This is a genomic window from Rhizobium viscosum, assembly GCF_014873945.1.
Taxonomy (GTDB): domain Bacteria; phylum Pseudomonadota; class Alphaproteobacteria; order Rhizobiales; family Rhizobiaceae; genus Rhizobium; species Rhizobium viscosum.
In genome coordinates, this window is sequence record NZ_JADBEC010000001.1 from 1,068,513 (window position 1) to 1,084,515 (window position 16,003).

Sequence of the window (16,003 nt, forward strand, 5' to 3'; positions counted from 1 at the left end):
GCATATGACTGATATTTATGAATTCGAGGGCAAAACACTTTGCAACACCAATTCGGTTCTCGGTGAAGGCCCCACTTATGACCCTGATACCAACGCCGTCTGGTGGTTCAACATTCTCGGCAAGGAACTTCACGAGCTCAATCTTTCGACGGAAGAGAAGAAGGTGCATCCGCTGCCTGTCATGGCGAGTGTACTCGCTCGTATCGATTCCAATCGTCAGTTGCTGGCGACCGAAGAAGGGCTTTTCGTGCGTGATATCGCGAGCGGCAAGCTGACCTTCTATGCGGCGCTGGAAAACGACAAGCCGGAAAACCGCTCCAACGACGGGCGCACGCATCCCTCAGGCGCGTTGTGGATCAGCACGATGAGCAAGCGCGCCGAAAACCAGGCCGGCGCGATCTATCATGTTGCCGCCGGCAAGGTGACGAAGATCTTCAGCGGTATCAGCATTCCGAACTCCATCTGCTTTTCGCCCGACGGTACGATCGGCTACTTCACTGATACCCGCATCAGCCGCCTGATGCGGGTTATGGTCGATCCGCATACCGGCCTTCCTTCGGGCGAACCGATCGTGATGGTCGACAGCATGGACGAACCCGGCGGGCTCGACGGTTCAGTCTGCGATGCCGACGGCTATATCTGGAACGCGCGCTGGGGTGCTGGCGTCGTCGACCGCTACAGCCCGGACGGCCTGCGCATCGCCCGCTACAAGGTGCCGGCCGCACAGCCTTCCTGCCCGGCCTTCATCGGTGCCAATGCCGACCGGCTTGTGGTGACGACGGCCTGGGAAGGGTTGGACGAGGATGCTCGCTCAGCCCAGCCGAGCGCAGGCGCGCTGCTCGAGCTCGGTATCACGGTGAAGGGTGTTTTCGATCCTGCCTATGTGATCTGAACGTCGAAGCTCACATTTACAAAGGGCGTTCTGTTGCAGGGCGCCTTTTCTTTTTGGATCGTTTTCCGATCAAGGTTCCGTGAAAACCGTAAAATTTTCCGTGTCTTCGTCCGGAACCAATAAGCTCATCGGTCATTTCACTCTTGAGCCGGCGCGGCAGGAATGCCTGAAAAACAGGCGCTGCTGCACCAGGGATCACTCAAGGAACGAAAGTAGGTTCGAAATGACACGCAAACTTCTGACGACCGTTGCCGCTGGCGCACTGTTTGCCACGGCTTTCGCACCGGCGGCATTTTCGCAGACGGCTCCACAGCCGGCGAACCCTGCTGCCCCGACGCAGTCTGCGCCCGCCGATCCGGCAGCTCCCGCACCGGCAGAGCCGGTCAAGCCGATGGAGCCTGCAGGTGATGCCGCCCAGGCTCCGGCCCCGGCACCGGCCACCGATACGGCTCAGGCAGGTGGCGACACCTATCTGACACAGCAGGCCCCTGACCAGATCAGCGCCAATACCTATATCGGCCAGTCGGTCTATAACGCCAACAATGAGAGCATCGGCAGCGTCAATGACCTGATCATGAAGAAGGACGGCGGCCTTGTTGCAGCCGTGATCGGTGTCGGCGGCTTCCTTGGCATCGGCGAAAAAAATGTCGCCGTTCCCATGGAGAAGGTTACCGTTGCCCAGAATACGCAGGACGGCTCCGTCAAGCTGACGACCACCGAAACTGCCGAATCCCTGAAGGCAGCTCCGGAATTCAAGACGCTGGCCATGCAGTCAGCTGAAAAGGCTCCGGCAGCAACCGGCACGGCCATGCCGACGGATAACACCGCAACAGGGTCCACGACCAACAAGTAATCCGTACGGAGAGCAGAGCGTAGACGATGGCGTCCATGGGGCGCCATCGTTTTTTCTGCTCCTGCAGCTATGCGCTGACGCGCTCCTGTGCGCTTGTATCGTGATAATAGTTCTCGTGCAGGAAGCGCAGCGTTGCGATGCCATCGGCCGGCCGGCCGAAATGATAGCCCTGCCCCATGCCGCAGCCGAGCATGCGCAGCTTGACCGCTTCAGAATAATCCTCGATGCCCTCGGCCACGACCTCGAGTTCGAGGCCTTCGCACATGGCAAGAATCGCCTTGATGATGTGCTCGGAGGCGCGGTCGGAATTGATGCGCGAGACGAAGGCGCGGTCGATCTTGATCTTGTCGAAGATGAAATCGCGCAGGCGCCCGAGGCTCGACTGGCCGGTACCGAAATCGTCAAGCGAGATTCGCACGCCCGCAGCTCTCAGATCGGCAATGATCCGGTGCGCCGTATCGGCAGAGCTCATGACAGCTGTCTCGGTGATCTCGAGCTCCAGACGATGCGGGTCGAAGCCGACTCGGCCGAGGATCGACAGGATGCTGCTGCTCGTGCCCGGATCCATGAGCTGGGCCGAAGACAGATTGAAGGACAGGAAGAGTTCGCGCGGCCAGGAGAGTGCCGCTTCGGCAGCCTTGCGCAGCAGCGCTTCCGAGAGTGCGTCGATGAAACCGCGCTCCTCGGCGAGCGGGACGAAGACGCCGGGCGAGACGAAGCCGAGATCGGGATCGTTCCAGCGGGCAAGTGCCTCGAAACCCACCACCTGATTGTTGGCGAGCGAGACGATCGGCTGGAAATGCACGTCGATCGCATCGGAGATGATGGCGTTTCGAAGCGCCTGTTCGAGCTGGGTCGCCCGTTTCATCTCCTGCGCGATCTCGCGCGAATAGACGGTGATCTGCCCGCGGCCACGGCGCTTGGAACGATAGAGTGCGGTTTCGGCACTCTTCAGCAGTTCCTCGCAGTCCTCGCCGGCAAACGGATAGATCGCAAAGCCGAAGGAGGCGGAAAGGCGCACGTTGCGGTCGCCGAGATCGTAGGGGGCCGAGAGCACCTCACGGATCATCTGGCCGAACTTTTCGGCACTGGCGCGCTCGAAGATCAGCGGCAGGACGAAGGCGAACTCGTCGCCGTCATGACGGGTCACCAGCGCACCATCCGGAATGCAGGCTTTCAGGCGATGAGCGACCTGACACAGGATTTCGTCACCGGCGGCAGAACCGAAGAGATCGTTGATCGGCTTGAAGCTGTCGAGATTGGCGATGCCGATGGTGAAAGGCGCGGGATCGCTCGCCCGCTCGGAGGAAATCTGTATCACCTTGTCCCGCATGCGATTGCGGTTTCCCAATCCGGTCAGCGGATCGGTATAGGCCATCGTCTGGAGTTCGTTTTGACTCACAGCCATGAATGGTATTTCCGCCGACACCATCACTCCAAACCCAAGATTTTGCTCCACGGCGTGGGGAAGAATGACGGCCAAATCTTAACAATTCGATAGTAAATCGACAGCGCTACAACCCGAAGCATTCCCAAATTCTGGGGAGTTGACCGGCATTTTATCTAGATTTGCGCCTTGATCGGCCTGTCCATCAGGTGCTTCTGAAATACCGTTTCCAGGATGTCGGGGCTGACCGGTTTCATGATGACGTCATCCATGCCGGCCTTGGCGCATTCGGCGCGGTCGCGCTCGAAGGCCTGTGTCAGCACGCCGATAATCGGGGTCCGCGTGCCCTGTCCCTCCTCCATCTGGCGAATGAGGCGCGAGGCCTCAAAGCCGTTGAAGACCGGAAGCGAAATATCCATCAGCACGATCTGTGGCCTGTGTTCCGCCCAGAGACGAACGACCTCTTCGCCGGTCGCCGCGATCCGATGGCGGTAACCGAGACCTTCGAGGATCTGCGTGAAGACGATCTGGTTGATGTCGTTGTCCTCGGCAACGAGAACCTGCAGGCCTGCTGCTTCTTCAGTCGTGGTGATTTCCCAGTCGCCTTCGGTGCCGCCACGTCCGCTGCGGTTGAAGTGACGGGCGATCTGGAAGGTTAGCTCGTTGGCGATCTGGAAGCCGTCCATGACGAGGGCGGGAATGCCGTATTGTTCGGCGAGCTCCAGGCAGCGCATGCCCATTTGGTTATCAATAATCAAAAGATCGAGCACGATACCGGAGGAGTTGGCAATCTCGAGGAAATGTTCCTCCTCATCCTCGCCGCGGACCGAGCAGGCTTCGAAGCCGTATTTGGCGAGTGTGCGCAGCGCGGCAGCCTCGGCGGCGAGATCCGAGGTGACGATGAGGATCTTTCGGCCGGAGAAGTTTTCCGGAACGATCGCCTCCATCGCCGCCGGTTCACGGCGCTGCGATGCGTTTGCTACCGGCACATAGGCGCGGCGGTAGGTCTGGTTGCTGGAAGTAGTGATCTCGGAGGCTTGATTGAATTCGTCGAGATCGTCGCCGTCGCGCGGCAGGTCCTGCATGGTGGAGACGAGAAAGTAGCGTCCGGGCTTGCCGATCCGGTGCTTGCGGCTGACGATGTCGCGCTCGGTACCGTCGCGGGCGATCTGGCGCTGGCGGGAGATCGACATTTCGCCGGTTTCCAGCACGTGGCGGTCGCTTTCCTCGAAGCGCTTCGCGATGTCAGGCGAAAACAGATCACCGCTCTTGCGGCCGAGAACCTCGTCCGCCGTCGTCTGGTATTTCTCGCAGAAGGCCTGGTTGACGGCGACATACGCGAGGTTGCGATCCTTGACGAAGAGCGGAAACGGCAGATGGTCGAGGATGTCCTCAGTGAGCTGCACGCGCTCGAGATCGTAGCGCCACTGTTCCTCGCGCTTACGCACTTCGGAAATATCTGAAATAACGGTCACGCCGTAGCCGTTCGGCAGACGGCGCTTCAGGAAGCGCACCCAGCGGTCGGCGCCGTGGCGCTCGACGGATTCGAACCGTTCGCGCCAATGGGAGGCAATGCGCTGGGACAACCAGTCCTCGCGGCTGAGCGAACCCGGCTGGCGCACGAGGGTCTGCTCGCGAATGCCGGTATCATAGACCGCGCCCAGGAAATCACGAAGCCGGGCGCCAGGCCGAAGCACATCCTCGGGCACCGGAAAGAATTCCATGACCTGACGGCTGGCGAAGATGAGAAGATCGTTGCGGTCATAGATGACGAACGCAGCAGAAAGGCTATCGCATACGGCATCGAAAAGCACCGTCTGAAGGTCAGCCTCAGGCGGCATTGCGTCACTCGCTGATGATGTGTCCGCCTTTTCGAAGCCGGCACTCATTCATTCACATCCCACATCTGTCCGATTTTCGCGGTTTCGGAGGTATATGAATAAAATGCCTTTTTTGTCTTAAGGGCCGCTTAACAGTAATGCCCCCCAAATCTGGGGGAGAAGCCTCCCGTGTCCTCTCACGGGCTTATGAAAACCCTTTCCTCCCGGCCGCGAATCCCCGAAAATAGGGACATGGCCATCAGACAACTCTCCGAAACGCTTATCAACCAGATCGCCGCCGGCGAAGTCATCGAACGGCCGGCGAGTGCTGCAAAAGAGCTGATCGAAAACGCGCTCGACGCAGGCGCGACCCGTATCGAAATCGCAACCGCCGGCGGCGGCAAGGCGCTGCTGCGCGTCAGCGATAACGGCTCGGGCATGGATGCCGCCGATCTGGAACTTGCGGTCAAGCGGCACTGCACCTCGAAGATATCGGAGACGCTCGACGATATCCGCACGCTCGGCTTCCGCGGCGAAGCATTGCCGTCCATCGGTTCGGTGGCGCGGCTCAGCATCGCAAGCCGCAGGCGCGACAGCGCTGCGGGTAACGAAATTTCCGTCGCGGGCGGCAAGATCGTGCATCTGCGCCCAGCTGCCGCCAATCCCGGAACGATCGTCGAAGTGCGCGACCTGTTCTTCGCCACACCGGCGCGGCTGAAATTCCTGAAGACGGAGAAGGCGGAAGCGGCGGCAATCACCGAGATCGTCAAGCGTATGGTGATCGCCTTTCCGGGCGTGCGTTTCGTGCTGTCCGGCCCTGATCGCTCGACGCTGGAATTTCCGGCAACCGGCGAGGATCATCTGGCGCGCATGGCGCAGGTGCTCGGCAAGGAATTTCGCGACAATGCCATCGCCCTGGACGCCGAACGTGAAGACGTGCAACTGACCGGTTTTGCCGGCGTGCCGACCTTCAACCGGGGCAATTCGGCTCATCAGTATGCTTTCGTCAACGGCCGTCCCGTACAGGACAAACTCATCCTGTCGGCGATCCGCGGCGCCTATGCCGAAACGATTCCCTCCGGCCGTTATCCGGTCGCGGTGCTGTCCATCACGCTCGATCCTGCGCTCGTTGACGTCAACGTACATCCGGCGAAATCCGATGTCCGCTTCCGCGATCCGGGACTGGTTAGGGGGCTGATTGTCGGCGCGATCCGCGAAGCTCTCGCGCGTGATGGCAGCCGGGCGGCAACGACTGGTGCAAGCGACATGCTGCGCGCTTTCCGCCCCGGCTTTCAGGCGGCACCACAGCGGCCGCAGGCACCATGGTCGGCGGCAACTTCTCCCTCCCGGCCGTATCAGTCGACGGCCGGTTTCGGTGAAAGACCGCAAGCCTCCTTCGACGGGCTCGTCCATCCGACGGCGCGCTCAGAACCGGTTTTCGAGCCTGCATCCCAAGCGCAGGCCGCAGCCACTGTAGCCGAACCGGTGGCGCGCTATCCACTCGGGGCCGCGAGGGCACAGATCCATGAAAACTACATCATCGCGCAGACAGACAACGGCATCGTCATCGTCGATCAGCACGCTGCTCACGAGCGGCTGGTGTTCGAGGCGATGCGCAAGGCGTTGCATTCCAAGCGGCTGGCCTCACAGGTGCTGCTGATCCCCGAGATCGTCGACATTCCCGAAGAGGATTGCGACCGGCTGATGGTGCATGCGGCGGAGTTTTCCGAACTCGGTCTCGCGATCGAACGTTTCGGGCCGGGCGCCATTGCCGTGCGCGAAACGCCGGCCATGCTCGGCGAAGTGGATGCGCAAGGCCTCATCCGCCAGCTTGCCGATGAGATCGCCGAATGGGATACGGCCTCCGGTCTCTCCGCCAAGCTCGAATATGTGGCCGCAACCATGGCCTGCCATGGCTCGGTCCGATCAGGACGACGGCTGCGGCCGGAAGAAATGAATGCGCTTTTGCGCCAAATGGAGGTGACTCCAGGCTCCGGCCAGTGCAATCACGGACGCCCGACCTATATCGAACTCAAGCTTGCCGATATCGAGCGCTTGTTTGGCCGGAGCTGAAAAAGCTGGCAAAACGGCTTCTCGGGGAGTATGGCAGACAGATGACAGACTGCAGGGAATGGAGCGCATGAACTTGTTCGAAGGACACGGAAACCGCGAGGCGAAGATCCGTTATCTCGACGGCGATTTCCAGATTCTGTCGCCAGGCTCCTATGTCGTCTGCGCACTGACAGGCAAACACGTCCCACTCGACGAACTTCGCTACTGGAGCGTGGCGCGGCAGGAGCCCTATGTCGATGTCGCCTCCGCACTGGAAGCCGACCGGCGCGCCGGAGCTCTGCCGACCCAGCGCTAAGTTTTTGCCTTTGCCTCCTTGAGCCGCCGCTCACGGCAGGCTTCAAAGGCGCGGTCGATGATGAGACCGGGGGCAAGCGGGTCGGTGAAGGCCATTTCCACCTCGACGACACGGCAGCGGGCCGCAAGCTGCTCCGCCTTGCCGTGATGACCGGCGAGACGCACGAAATCCTTCGATGTCGTGACAATCGTCAGGTTCTGCTGGTCTGCGGTCGTCAGAAGACCGTCGATCTCTTCCTCGCTTAAATGCTCGTGATCGCCGAAGGAGGTCGCGACCTCGATGGCCGCTCCAAGCGAGCGGACGGTGCGAAAGAATTTTTCCGGATCGGCAATACCGGCAAAGGCGAGTACCTTAAGGCCCTCCAGATAATTCTCGCCGGACACTTTCAGCGCAGCGGTGAAATAGGGCTTGGCAGCGCGTGCCGCGATGCGGACGATACGGTCGGCCTCATTCCCGTCTCCGACCTTCAGAAGCGCGGTCGCCTGGCGCAGTTGCAGGCGAACCGGCGCACGCACCGGGCCACCCGGCACGATATGTCCGTTGCCGAGACCGCGTGTCGCATCAATCACCAGAAGCGCGTAGTCGATTGCGAGCCGCGCACTCTGGAAACCATCGTCCATGATGATGAAGTCGGCGCCTTCTTCGACGAGCCTCGCAGCACCGTCGACACGCCTGCGGGAGATCACAGTCAATGCTTCCTGCGCCAGCAACAGCGGCTCGTCACCGACAGCGACTGCGCGGTGATGAGCGGGATCGACGACGGTGGTGACATCCAGCGAGCCACCGTGACCGCGGCTTAAGAAACCGGGCTTGAGACCCTTGGCTTTGGCGGCACGGGCAATGGCGATTGCCGTCGGCGTCTTACCGGCGCCGCCGACCGTGAAATTACCGACGCAGATGACGGGGATCGGAACCGAGGCGCGGCGCGCATGGACCATGCGGTAGCCCGCCACACGACCATAGAGGAAAGAAAGGGGCGACAGAGCCCATGCCTGCCAACCCGCCCGCCTCCACCAGAAAGGCGGCGCTTCGGATATCATGATGCCGTCCCGTTTCCCTTGCCCTCACCCCCAGGCGAGGTCTCACAAAATCGACCAGGGCGGATTGAGAAGCCAAAATGCGTGAAAATGCAAGCCTTTGCGCGTCAAGCCAGTTGCAGATCCGGCAATAGGGCTTCGATGTGGGTGATGTCGTCCAAAACGTGATCGGCGGCGGCGGAGAGCGATTCACGCGAGCCGGTGCCGGTCAGAACCGCGATCGTCAGGCCGGCTTTTGCATTCCTGCCCATATGAAGATCGTGGTTGTTGTCACCAACCATGGCGATCTCTTCCGGCTGCAGGCCCGTCACAGCACAAAAGCCCAGCACCATGCCGGGCTCAGGCTTGCTGCCGAAGCCGCTGTCGTAACCGGCGATGTAGTCGACATAGTCGGAAATGCCGAAGCGCTGGGCCGTTTGGCGGATCGAGCGCTCATTGTCGCTGGAGGCGATGCCGAGCTTGAAGCCGCGCTTGTGCAGGCGTCCGAAGAAGGCTGCGAGATCGGTGACCGGCACCGAGAATTCTGCGGCATTGGCAAAGAGATTGTCGAGCTTGATCGTCAGTTCGATCACATCGACCTTCGAGCCAGCGGCAACGAGGCCTTCCGCGATCTGGTGGGTATTGCCGGCAGCAAGCAGGCTGTCGGGAACGATATGGCCCGTGACGGGGTCCATGCCGCATGCGGCAAGCAGATGATCGGCAAGCGTCGCGTCGCCTTCGGCGGCGATGCGGGCAAGCTCTCGGTTTACCGGCAGCCAGCTTTCATCATAGTCGAGCAGCGTACCGTCCTTGTCGAAGAGGATGCCCCTGATCTTCTCTGCCGACATGACCGCTCCTCAGGCCTGCGCCGCGGCCTTCGGCAGCAAACGCGCCTTCACCGTCAACGGATTGATATAGGGCTCCAGCCCCTTCAATGTGGCGCTCAGCGCGCCGCGCATTTCATGCACGGTGGCGATGCCGGCCTGGATCATCTTGCCGCGCGCCTCGTCATTGGTCAGCAAGTAATGCACGCCCTTCGCCAGCATCTCGGTGTCGCGCACCATGCGGGCGCTGCCGCTGCGGGCGAGTTTCTGATAGGCCTCGCGGAAATTCTGCACATTGCCGCCCGACAGGATGGCGCAGCCGAGCATGGCCGGCTCGAGCGGGTTCTGGCCGCCTTCGGCAAAGAGCGAGCGGCCGACGAAGGCCACTTCCGTCAGGCGCAGATAAAGGCCCATTTCGCCGATCGTATCACCAAGGAAGATATCGATATCGGGGGTCAGGACATCGTCTCGTGTACGGCGGGCGACCTTCAGCCCCTGCTTGACGAGGGCTGCCTCGATCTCGTCAGCGCGCTCGGGATGGCGCGGCACAATGATTGTCAGCTGCTTGTCGCGGTCACGCAGCGCCCGGTGGACGATGCCGGCTGCATTTTCCTCGCCGTCGAAGGTGGAGATCGCTGCCCATGTCTTGCGGTCGCCGATCTGCTTCTTGTAGCGGGCGAAGACAGCGCCGTCATAGGGCGGCGCGTCGGTATCGACCTTCAGATTACCTGACGTGATGACCGGCACGGCGCCGAGATCACGGAAACGCTCGGCATCCAAATCCGACTGGGCGATGACGAGCGCCAGGTTTTCGAAGAGTGCCTCGGCAAGCGACGGGCGGCGGCGCCAGCGGGCGAAGGAGCGGTCCGACATGCGGGCATTGACGAGGATCTGCGGAATGCGGCGACGGCCAAGTTCGAGCACGGTTGCGGGCCAGATCTCGGATTCGGCAATGATGGCGCAATCCGGCTGCCAGTAATCGAGGAAGCGGCCAACGGCGGGCTTCAGGTCGAGCGGCACATATTGATGGATCGCGTCATTGCCGAGACGTTCAGCGGCAAGCCTCGCGGAGGTGATGGTGCCTGTCGTCAGGATGACATTGATGTCACGGCGGCGAATTTCACGGATCAGGGGAATGACAGCGTTGGTTTCGCCGACACTTGCGGCATGAAACCAGACGAGCGGGCCTTGCGGCCGATTGGCGCTCGCATAGCCAAAGCGCTCCAACCGGCGGGCACGATCTTCCTTGCCCTTGGCCGTGCGGTAGGTGATGTAGAGGCCGACGACCGGCGACGCCACAGTTCCCGCCAGACGGTACGCGCTCAGACCGATCCGCGCCATCCGGGAGCTCATTCAGTAGGCCTCCGATCCATGCAGACCGACATCAATCCAATTCCCTAATTATCGTTGCGGCCGCCATGACCGATCAATTTGTTCAGAATGCGTCGAACGAGGGCGAGAACCGATGCGCGAAGGCCCCCGCTGTGGACAGCGGAGGACAAGCCGATTTGCTGCGCGGGTCACTTGCTCCCGGTCGTATCCTGCGGATCGAGCAAACGATGCATGTGGACGATGAAATAGCGCATATGCGCATTGTCGACCGTCTGCTGCGCCTTGGCCTTCCAGGCCGTCAGTGCCGTGGCATAGTCGGGGAAAATACCGACAATATCGAGATCCTTCAGATCACGAAACTGGATGCCATCGAGGTTTTCGAGTTCGCCACCGAAGACGAGGTGCAGGAGCTGCTTTTTACCGCCGGAGTCCGTCATTTTTATTCTCTTTCTGCCTATTCTCCTCCGGCCCCTCATCTGAGGGATTTTGACGGAAACGTCAACCGTCTCTTAGCTGAGTGAGTAAGTCCAGATATTCCTGAAGGCGGGTAATTGGCGTGGCACAAAGAGCGTCGTGGCTGACTTTTTCTCTATTATAGGTTGCCGGACGACCTGTGAGGTCAACAAGGCAGCCACCGGCCCGCTCCAGAATGAGATCGGCGGCGGCAATATCCCAGTCGTGGGCATTGCGCCCAACAAACGTCGCGTCCAGACGGCCGTCGGCCACCATGGCGATGCGGTAGGCGAGCGAGGGGACATGTTTGACACGCTCGCTGCGTTCGCGAACTGCCGCCGGCAGAAGCTTGAACAGCTCCTCGCTGACCGCAAGCTGGCTGAGATCGGCCTCACCGCGCGTGGAGACGGAAATCGGTTCGCCGTTCTTCAGCGCCGCACCACCTTCCACCGCTTCGTAGAGTTCATCGAGCGCCGGCGCATAAAGTACGCCGGCAACCGGGCGGCCACGATGGACGATGCCGACGCTGACGCACCAGAGATCCTTGCCGGCGAGGAAGGCCCGTGTGCCATCGATCGGATCGACGATGAACAGCGTCTCGTGTTCCAGGCGACCGGCATCGTCGTCGGTCTCTTCGGACAGCCAGCCATAGTTCGGCCGCGCCCTGCGCAGGATGGTTTCAAGCTTTTCATTGGCGGCGAAATCGGCGGCACTGACGGGCGAGCGTTCCTCGTTCTTCCACCAGACTTCCGGTGACTTGTTGAAGAAACCAAGTGCGACGGCGCCCGCCTGTTTTGCAGCATCGGCGATCAGCGCGAGATCGCTCTGCCAGCGGTTATCCGTGTCGCTCATCGCGTCGATCCGTTCGTCAGCGGCCGGCAAGCGTCATGCCTTCAATGGCGAAGGTCGGAGCCGCGACACCGAATTTGCGGTCTATGTCGTTGGCGAGCGTCAGCCGCATGAACATGTCCTTGAGGTTCGAGGCAATCGTCACCTCCGATACCGCGAAGGTGAGTTCGCCGTTTTCGATCCAGAAACCAGTTGCACCCCGGCTATATTCGCCGGTTATCATGTTGACGCCCTGGCCGATCAGCTCGGTAACGTAGAAACCGTTGCCAACGCTGCGGATCAGCTCTTCGGGCGAGATGTCGCCGGGCTCCAGCGCCAGATTGGTGGAGGCGGGCGTGACAGAGGTGCCGCCGCGCACGCCTCTGCCATTGGTTTCCAGACCGCCGATCTCGTTTGCAGTGGAAGTCGACAGGAACCAGTGTTTGAGCACGCCGTCCTCGATCATCACCAGCCGCTCGCCGGAGACGCCCTCACCATCGAAGGGACGGGAGGACGGGCCCCGCACGATCAGGGGATCGTCGGTGATCGACAGGCCTGACTTCAGCACCTGCTGACCCATCTTGTCACGCAGGAAGCTCGTCTTGCGGGCAACCGACGCACCATTGATGGCGCCGGCAATATGGCCGACGAAACCACGAGCAATACGCGGATCGAAGATGACGGTAATACCCTTGCCGGTCGGCACCTGCCGGGGATTGACGCGCTTGACGGCGCGCTCGCCGGCCCGGCGGCCGATCTCGGCGGGATCGTCCAGTTCGGAATAATAGAGACGGCTGTCGAAATCGTAGTCGCGCTCCATGCCGGTGCCTTCGCCGGCAATGACGCTGACGGAGTTGCCGAAGCGCGACGCCATATAGCTGCCTTCGAAGCCATGCGAGGTGGCAAGCACCAGCCCGCCCAGGCCGGCAGAGGCGCCAGCGCCGGAGGAATTGGTGACACCTTTCACGGCAAGGGCTGCAGCTTCTGCAGCAAGGGCTGCCTCCCGCAGCTGGTCGGCGTTGACATCGGTCGTATCGAGCAACTGCAGATCGGGATAGGTTTTCGCGAGCCTGTTCTCATCGGCGAGGCAGGCAAACGGATCTTCCGGCGAGACCTTGGCCATGGCCACCGCGCGTTCGGCCAGAGCCTGCAGGTCGAAGCCCGGATTGGCGGAAACGCTTGCCACTCGCTTGCCGACGAAGACACGCAGCGAGAAGTCATCGCTCTCGGAGGACTCGGTTCCTTCGACCTTGCCGAGGCGTACACTGACTGATTGGGCGCGCGAGCGGACGACCACGGCGTCGGCGGCGTCGGCGCCTGCCTTTCTCGCCAGATCGATCAGTTGACTTGCGCGGGAAAGAAGTGTCGAGGAATCGATTTCAGAGGACATGATTTGGCCTTTCCTTCCCGTTCCATTTATTGTGCACTCCTGAAAGCATCAAGGCCGTGGATGCCGATTCTTTTCCTGGCTGCCTGCTTGCCCCGCCACCCGAAAGAAATGAAGCATGTCCGCACCCAACGCGCTTTTCACCGAAACGATCCTGCTGCTCGGCGGCGCGGTCGTCGCCGCACCGATCTTCAAGAAGCTCGGGCTCGGCACGGTTCTCGGCTATCTGGCGGCGGGTATCGTCATCGGGCCGATCTTCCATGGCATCACGGATGGCGAGCAGATCCTCGATGTCGCCGAACTCGGTGTCGTCTTCCTGCTGTTCATCATCGGTCTTGAACTGAAGCCCACCCGCCTCTGGCAGATGCGGCGCGACATCTTCGGTCTCGGTACGGCACAGGTGGTGGTAACGGGTCTGGCGCTGACAGCACTTGCATGGGCCTCCGGCGTTCTCGACTGGCGCGGCAGCATCGTTGCGGGTTTTGGGCTGGCGCTCTCCTCCACCGCCTTCGCCATGCAGATCCTCGAAGGCGATGGCGACGTGAACACCCGCTACGGGCAGCGCTCCTTCTCCATGCTGCTCTTTCAGGATCTGGCGATCGTCCCGCTTTTGGCTGTGGTCACTATCCTCGATGGCAACAAGGGCAGCGGCAATCCATTGGTCGATTTCGCTATCTCCGTGGCCGCAGTCGGCGCGATGATCATCATGGGCCGATACCTGCTGACGCCGCTCTTCCAGATCATTGCGCGTACCGGCGCGCGCGAAGCAATGATCGCGGCCGCGCTTTTCGTCGTCATGGGATCGGCAAGCCTGATGCAGCTTGCCGGGCTCTCGATGGCGATGGGCGCCTTCCTGTCCGGCGTCATGCTGGCGGAATCCTCCTACAGGCATGAGCTGGAAGCCGATATCGAACCCTTCCGCGGCGTGCTTCTCGCTATCTTCTTCATTGCTGTCGGGCTGTCGCTGCAGCTTCAGGTACTGCTCGACAACGTGCTCTTCATCATCATCGCCGTGCCTATCATCATGGCCGTGAAAGCGCTCATCATCTATATGCTCTGCCGCGCGGCACGCTCCTCACATAATGATGCCGTACGCATCGCCTTCCTGCTGCCGCAAGGGGGTGAATTCGGCTTCGTCCTCTTCACCACGGCTGCCGTCGCGGGACTGATGCCCAGCAGTACAGCTTCGCTGCTCGTTGCGATCGTCACCCTTTCCATGGCGCTGACACCTCTGGGTGCCGCCCTTTCCAAACGGATGCTGTCGGGAGAGGAACATGAAGAACTCAACGAGGATTTCGAGGGTGCGGGTGCGGATGTGCTGATGGTCGGTTTCTCGCGTTTTGGCCAGATCGCCGCCCAGATCCTGCTTGCCGGCGGCCGGAGCGTGACCGTCATCGACTTTTCCGCCGACCGCATCCGGCAGGCGTCCTCCTTCGGTTTCCGCATCTATTTCGGCGACGGCACTCGCAAGGATGTGCTGCGCTCGGCCGGCATCGACCGGGCCAAGATCGTGCTCGTCTGCACCCAGAAGAAAGAGATCACCGACAAGGTGGTCGAACTGATCCAGGCCGACTACCCGCAGACGACGCTCTTCGTGCGCTCCTATGACCGTATTCACTCCATCGAACTGCGCAACAAGGGCGTCGACTACGAGCTACGCGAAACACTGGAATCCGGCCTGCTCTTCGGCCGGCGCACGCTGGAGGCGCTTGGCGTTTCCGAAGTCAATGCCTATGAGATCGGCGAGGACATTCGCAAGCGCGACGAAGCGCGGCTCGTGCTGCAGGTTTCCGAGGGCCTGCAAGCGGGACAGGACCTGCTGTTTTCGAAGCCGATCCATCCGGAACCGCTGGTCAAACCCAAGCGTGCGCCCGATCCCTTCGACAACGATCCGCTGGCAAATACGGCCGATGTGACGGCAGACGCCTGAGGCAGTACCGGTTTACCGCTTCAGCCGCGCCTCGATTTCCCGGTCGAGCGCATATTTCAGCTCGTCCTTGACGCCAACGGACATGGCGAGCACGTCGCGCGCCTTCAGGAAATCCATGACGCCTGTGCGACCGACGATGGGGCGCAGGAAGATATGCGGCCGCAGGAGCTTCAGCTTCAGGGAAATTGCCGCCTGCATCATCAGCTGGCCGGAGCCGAAGATGCTTTCCATCCGGTTCGGAATATGGGTGCCGTCGCCTTCGGGCGCGCCGACGACATCGATGCCGATGACGATATCGGCGAGGTCCATCAGGCACTCGTAGGGAACGGGATTGGCGATGCCGCCATCGATCATCACCCGGCCATGCAGTCTCACCGGCATGAACACCGCAGGAATAGCCGATGATGCGGCGAGTGCCGGAAAAAGCTGGCCTTGTTCGACGATGACCTCGGCCTGGCCGTAATAGTCGGTGGCGATCACTTTCATCGGCACCAGCAGATCCTCGAAGCGCGCCGGAAGCTCTGAGGGCAGGAAGGCTTTCAGGATGCGTTCGAGATTGAACTGACCGATACGGATGCCCTTGGCGACGGCATCACGCACCGTTGTCGGCCGCAGCCCCCAGATACGGCTGACGACGGCTGCCTTGTTGCCGACGGTTGCCAGCGCATGTTCGCGGATCTCAGCACCCGACATGCCGGCGGCCATGCCGGAGCCCATAATGGCGCCGATGGAGGACCCTGAGATCGCCACCGGGCGGATGCCGAGCTCATCCAGCGTTTCGATGATGTGGATATGCGAGAGGCCGCGTGCGCCACCGCCGCCGAAGGCGACAGCAACCGTCGGAAGGTCGCTGATCGCAGGCGATTTCGGACTGATGATTTCCGCCTGCGGCACGACCTGCTCCCAACGTGCC

General features: G+C 61.3%; 14 protein-coding genes. 5 read left to right on the plus strand and 9 right to left on the minus strand.

Translation table 11 applies throughout. From position 1 onward, the window contains the following. Positions 1-4 precede the first annotated feature (4 nt). Together H4W29_RS05410 and H4W29_RS05415 are read left to right on the plus strand one after the other, a co-directional pair. On the plus strand, positions 5-892 hold the full coding sequence (locus H4W29_RS05410) for an SMP-30/gluconolactonase/LRE family protein (protein ID WP_192728012.1): 888 nt from the start codon (positions 5-7) through the stop codon (positions 890-892). 223 nt (positions 893-1,115) lie between these two features. Continuing rightward, complete coding sequence (locus tag H4W29_RS05415; RefSeq protein ID WP_192728013.1) at positions 1,116-1,745, plus strand: PRC-barrel domain-containing protein; 630 nt, start codon at positions 1,116-1,118, stop codon at positions 1,743-1,745. Positions 1,746-1,812: 67 nt separating this feature from the next. Here the strand turns inward: H4W29_RS05415 and H4W29_RS05420 are convergent, their stop codons facing one another. Further along, positions 1,813-3,180: a putative bifunctional diguanylate cyclase/phosphodiesterase gene (locus H4W29_RS05420; protein WP_192728014.1), complete on the minus strand. Its 1,368-nt coding sequence runs from the start codon at positions 3,178-3,180 to the stop codon at positions 1,813-1,815. Between the two features lie 128 nt (positions 3,181-3,308). Continuing rightward, entirely contained in the window at positions 3,309-5,021 is a 1,713-nt protein-coding gene (locus H4W29_RS05425; RefSeq protein ID WP_192728015.1) for a response regulator, read from the minus strand. Between the two features lie 183 nt (positions 5,022-5,204). Between H4W29_RS05425 and mutL the strand changes: the two genes are divergently transcribed. Both mutL and H4W29_RS05435 read left to right on the plus strand, forming a co-directional pair. Then, a complete protein-coding gene (gene mutL / locus H4W29_RS05430; RefSeq protein WP_192728016.1) occupies positions 5,205-7,025 on the plus strand; it encodes a DNA mismatch repair endonuclease MutL in 1,821 nt (606 codons plus the stop codon). A gap of 67 nt (positions 7,026-7,092) precedes the next feature. Then, positions 7,093-7,320 carry a DUF2093 domain-containing protein gene (locus H4W29_RS05435; protein WP_192728017.1) on the plus strand — a complete coding sequence of 76 codons (228 nt, stop codon included), beginning with the start codon at positions 7,093-7,095 and terminating at the stop codon, positions 7,318-7,320. Here H4W29_RS05435 and lpxK read toward each other — a convergent pair. From lpxK to H4W29_RS05465, 6 genes are all read right to left on the minus strand, one after another. Further along, positions 7,317-8,360: a tetraacyldisaccharide 4'-kinase gene (lpxK, locus tag H4W29_RS05440; RefSeq protein WP_192728018.1), complete on the minus strand. Its 1,044-nt coding sequence runs from the start codon at positions 8,358-8,360 to the stop codon at positions 7,317-7,319. The two genes, H4W29_RS05435 and lpxK, sit on opposite strands and share 4 nt — an antisense overlap. Positions 8,361-8,464: 104 nt before the next feature. Then, positions 8,465-9,184 carry an HAD family hydrolase gene (locus H4W29_RS05445; RefSeq protein ID WP_192728019.1) on the minus strand — a complete coding sequence of 240 codons (720 nt, stop codon included), beginning with the start codon at positions 9,182-9,184 and terminating at the stop codon, positions 8,465-8,467. Between the two features lie 9 nt (positions 9,185-9,193). Then, positions 9,194-10,513: a lipid IV(A) 3-deoxy-D-manno-octulosonic acid transferase gene (gene waaA, locus H4W29_RS05450; RefSeq protein WP_192728020.1), complete on the minus strand. Its 1,320-nt coding sequence runs from the start codon at positions 10,511-10,513 to the stop codon at positions 9,194-9,196. 167 nt (positions 10,514-10,680) lie between these two features. After that, on the minus strand, positions 10,681-10,929 hold the full coding sequence (locus H4W29_RS05455; RefSeq protein ID WP_192728021.1) for a DUF4170 domain-containing protein: 249 nt from the start codon (positions 10,927-10,929) through the stop codon (positions 10,681-10,683). Positions 10,930-10,990: 61 nt separating this feature from the next. Continuing rightward, the gene (locus H4W29_RS05460; RefSeq protein ID WP_192728022.1) at positions 10,991-11,797 is read right to left on the minus strand and encodes a 3'(2'),5'-bisphosphate nucleotidase CysQ; all 807 of its coding nucleotides are present in this window, start codon (positions 11,795-11,797) and stop codon (positions 10,991-10,993) included. Positions 11,798-11,813: 16 nt separating this feature from the next. After that, positions 11,814-13,163: a TldD/PmbA family protein gene (locus tag H4W29_RS05465; protein ID WP_192728023.1), complete on the minus strand. Its 1,350-nt coding sequence runs from the start codon at positions 13,161-13,163 to the stop codon at positions 11,814-11,816. 115 nt (positions 13,164-13,278) lie between these two features. Between H4W29_RS05465 and H4W29_RS05470 the strand changes: the two genes are divergently transcribed. Next, a complete protein-coding gene (locus H4W29_RS05470; protein ID WP_192728024.1) occupies positions 13,279-15,090 on the plus strand; it encodes a monovalent cation:proton antiporter-2 (CPA2) family protein in 1,812 nt (603 codons plus the stop codon). 12 nt (positions 15,091-15,102) lie between these two features. On the opposite strand, the gene H4W29_RS05475 is transcribed toward H4W29_RS05470, so the two are convergent. Beyond that, on the minus strand, positions 15,103-15,984 hold the full coding sequence (locus tag H4W29_RS05475; protein ID WP_192728025.1) for a patatin-like phospholipase family protein: 882 nt from the start codon (positions 15,982-15,984) through the stop codon (positions 15,103-15,105). Between the last annotated feature and the right edge of the window lie 19 nt (positions 15,985-16,003).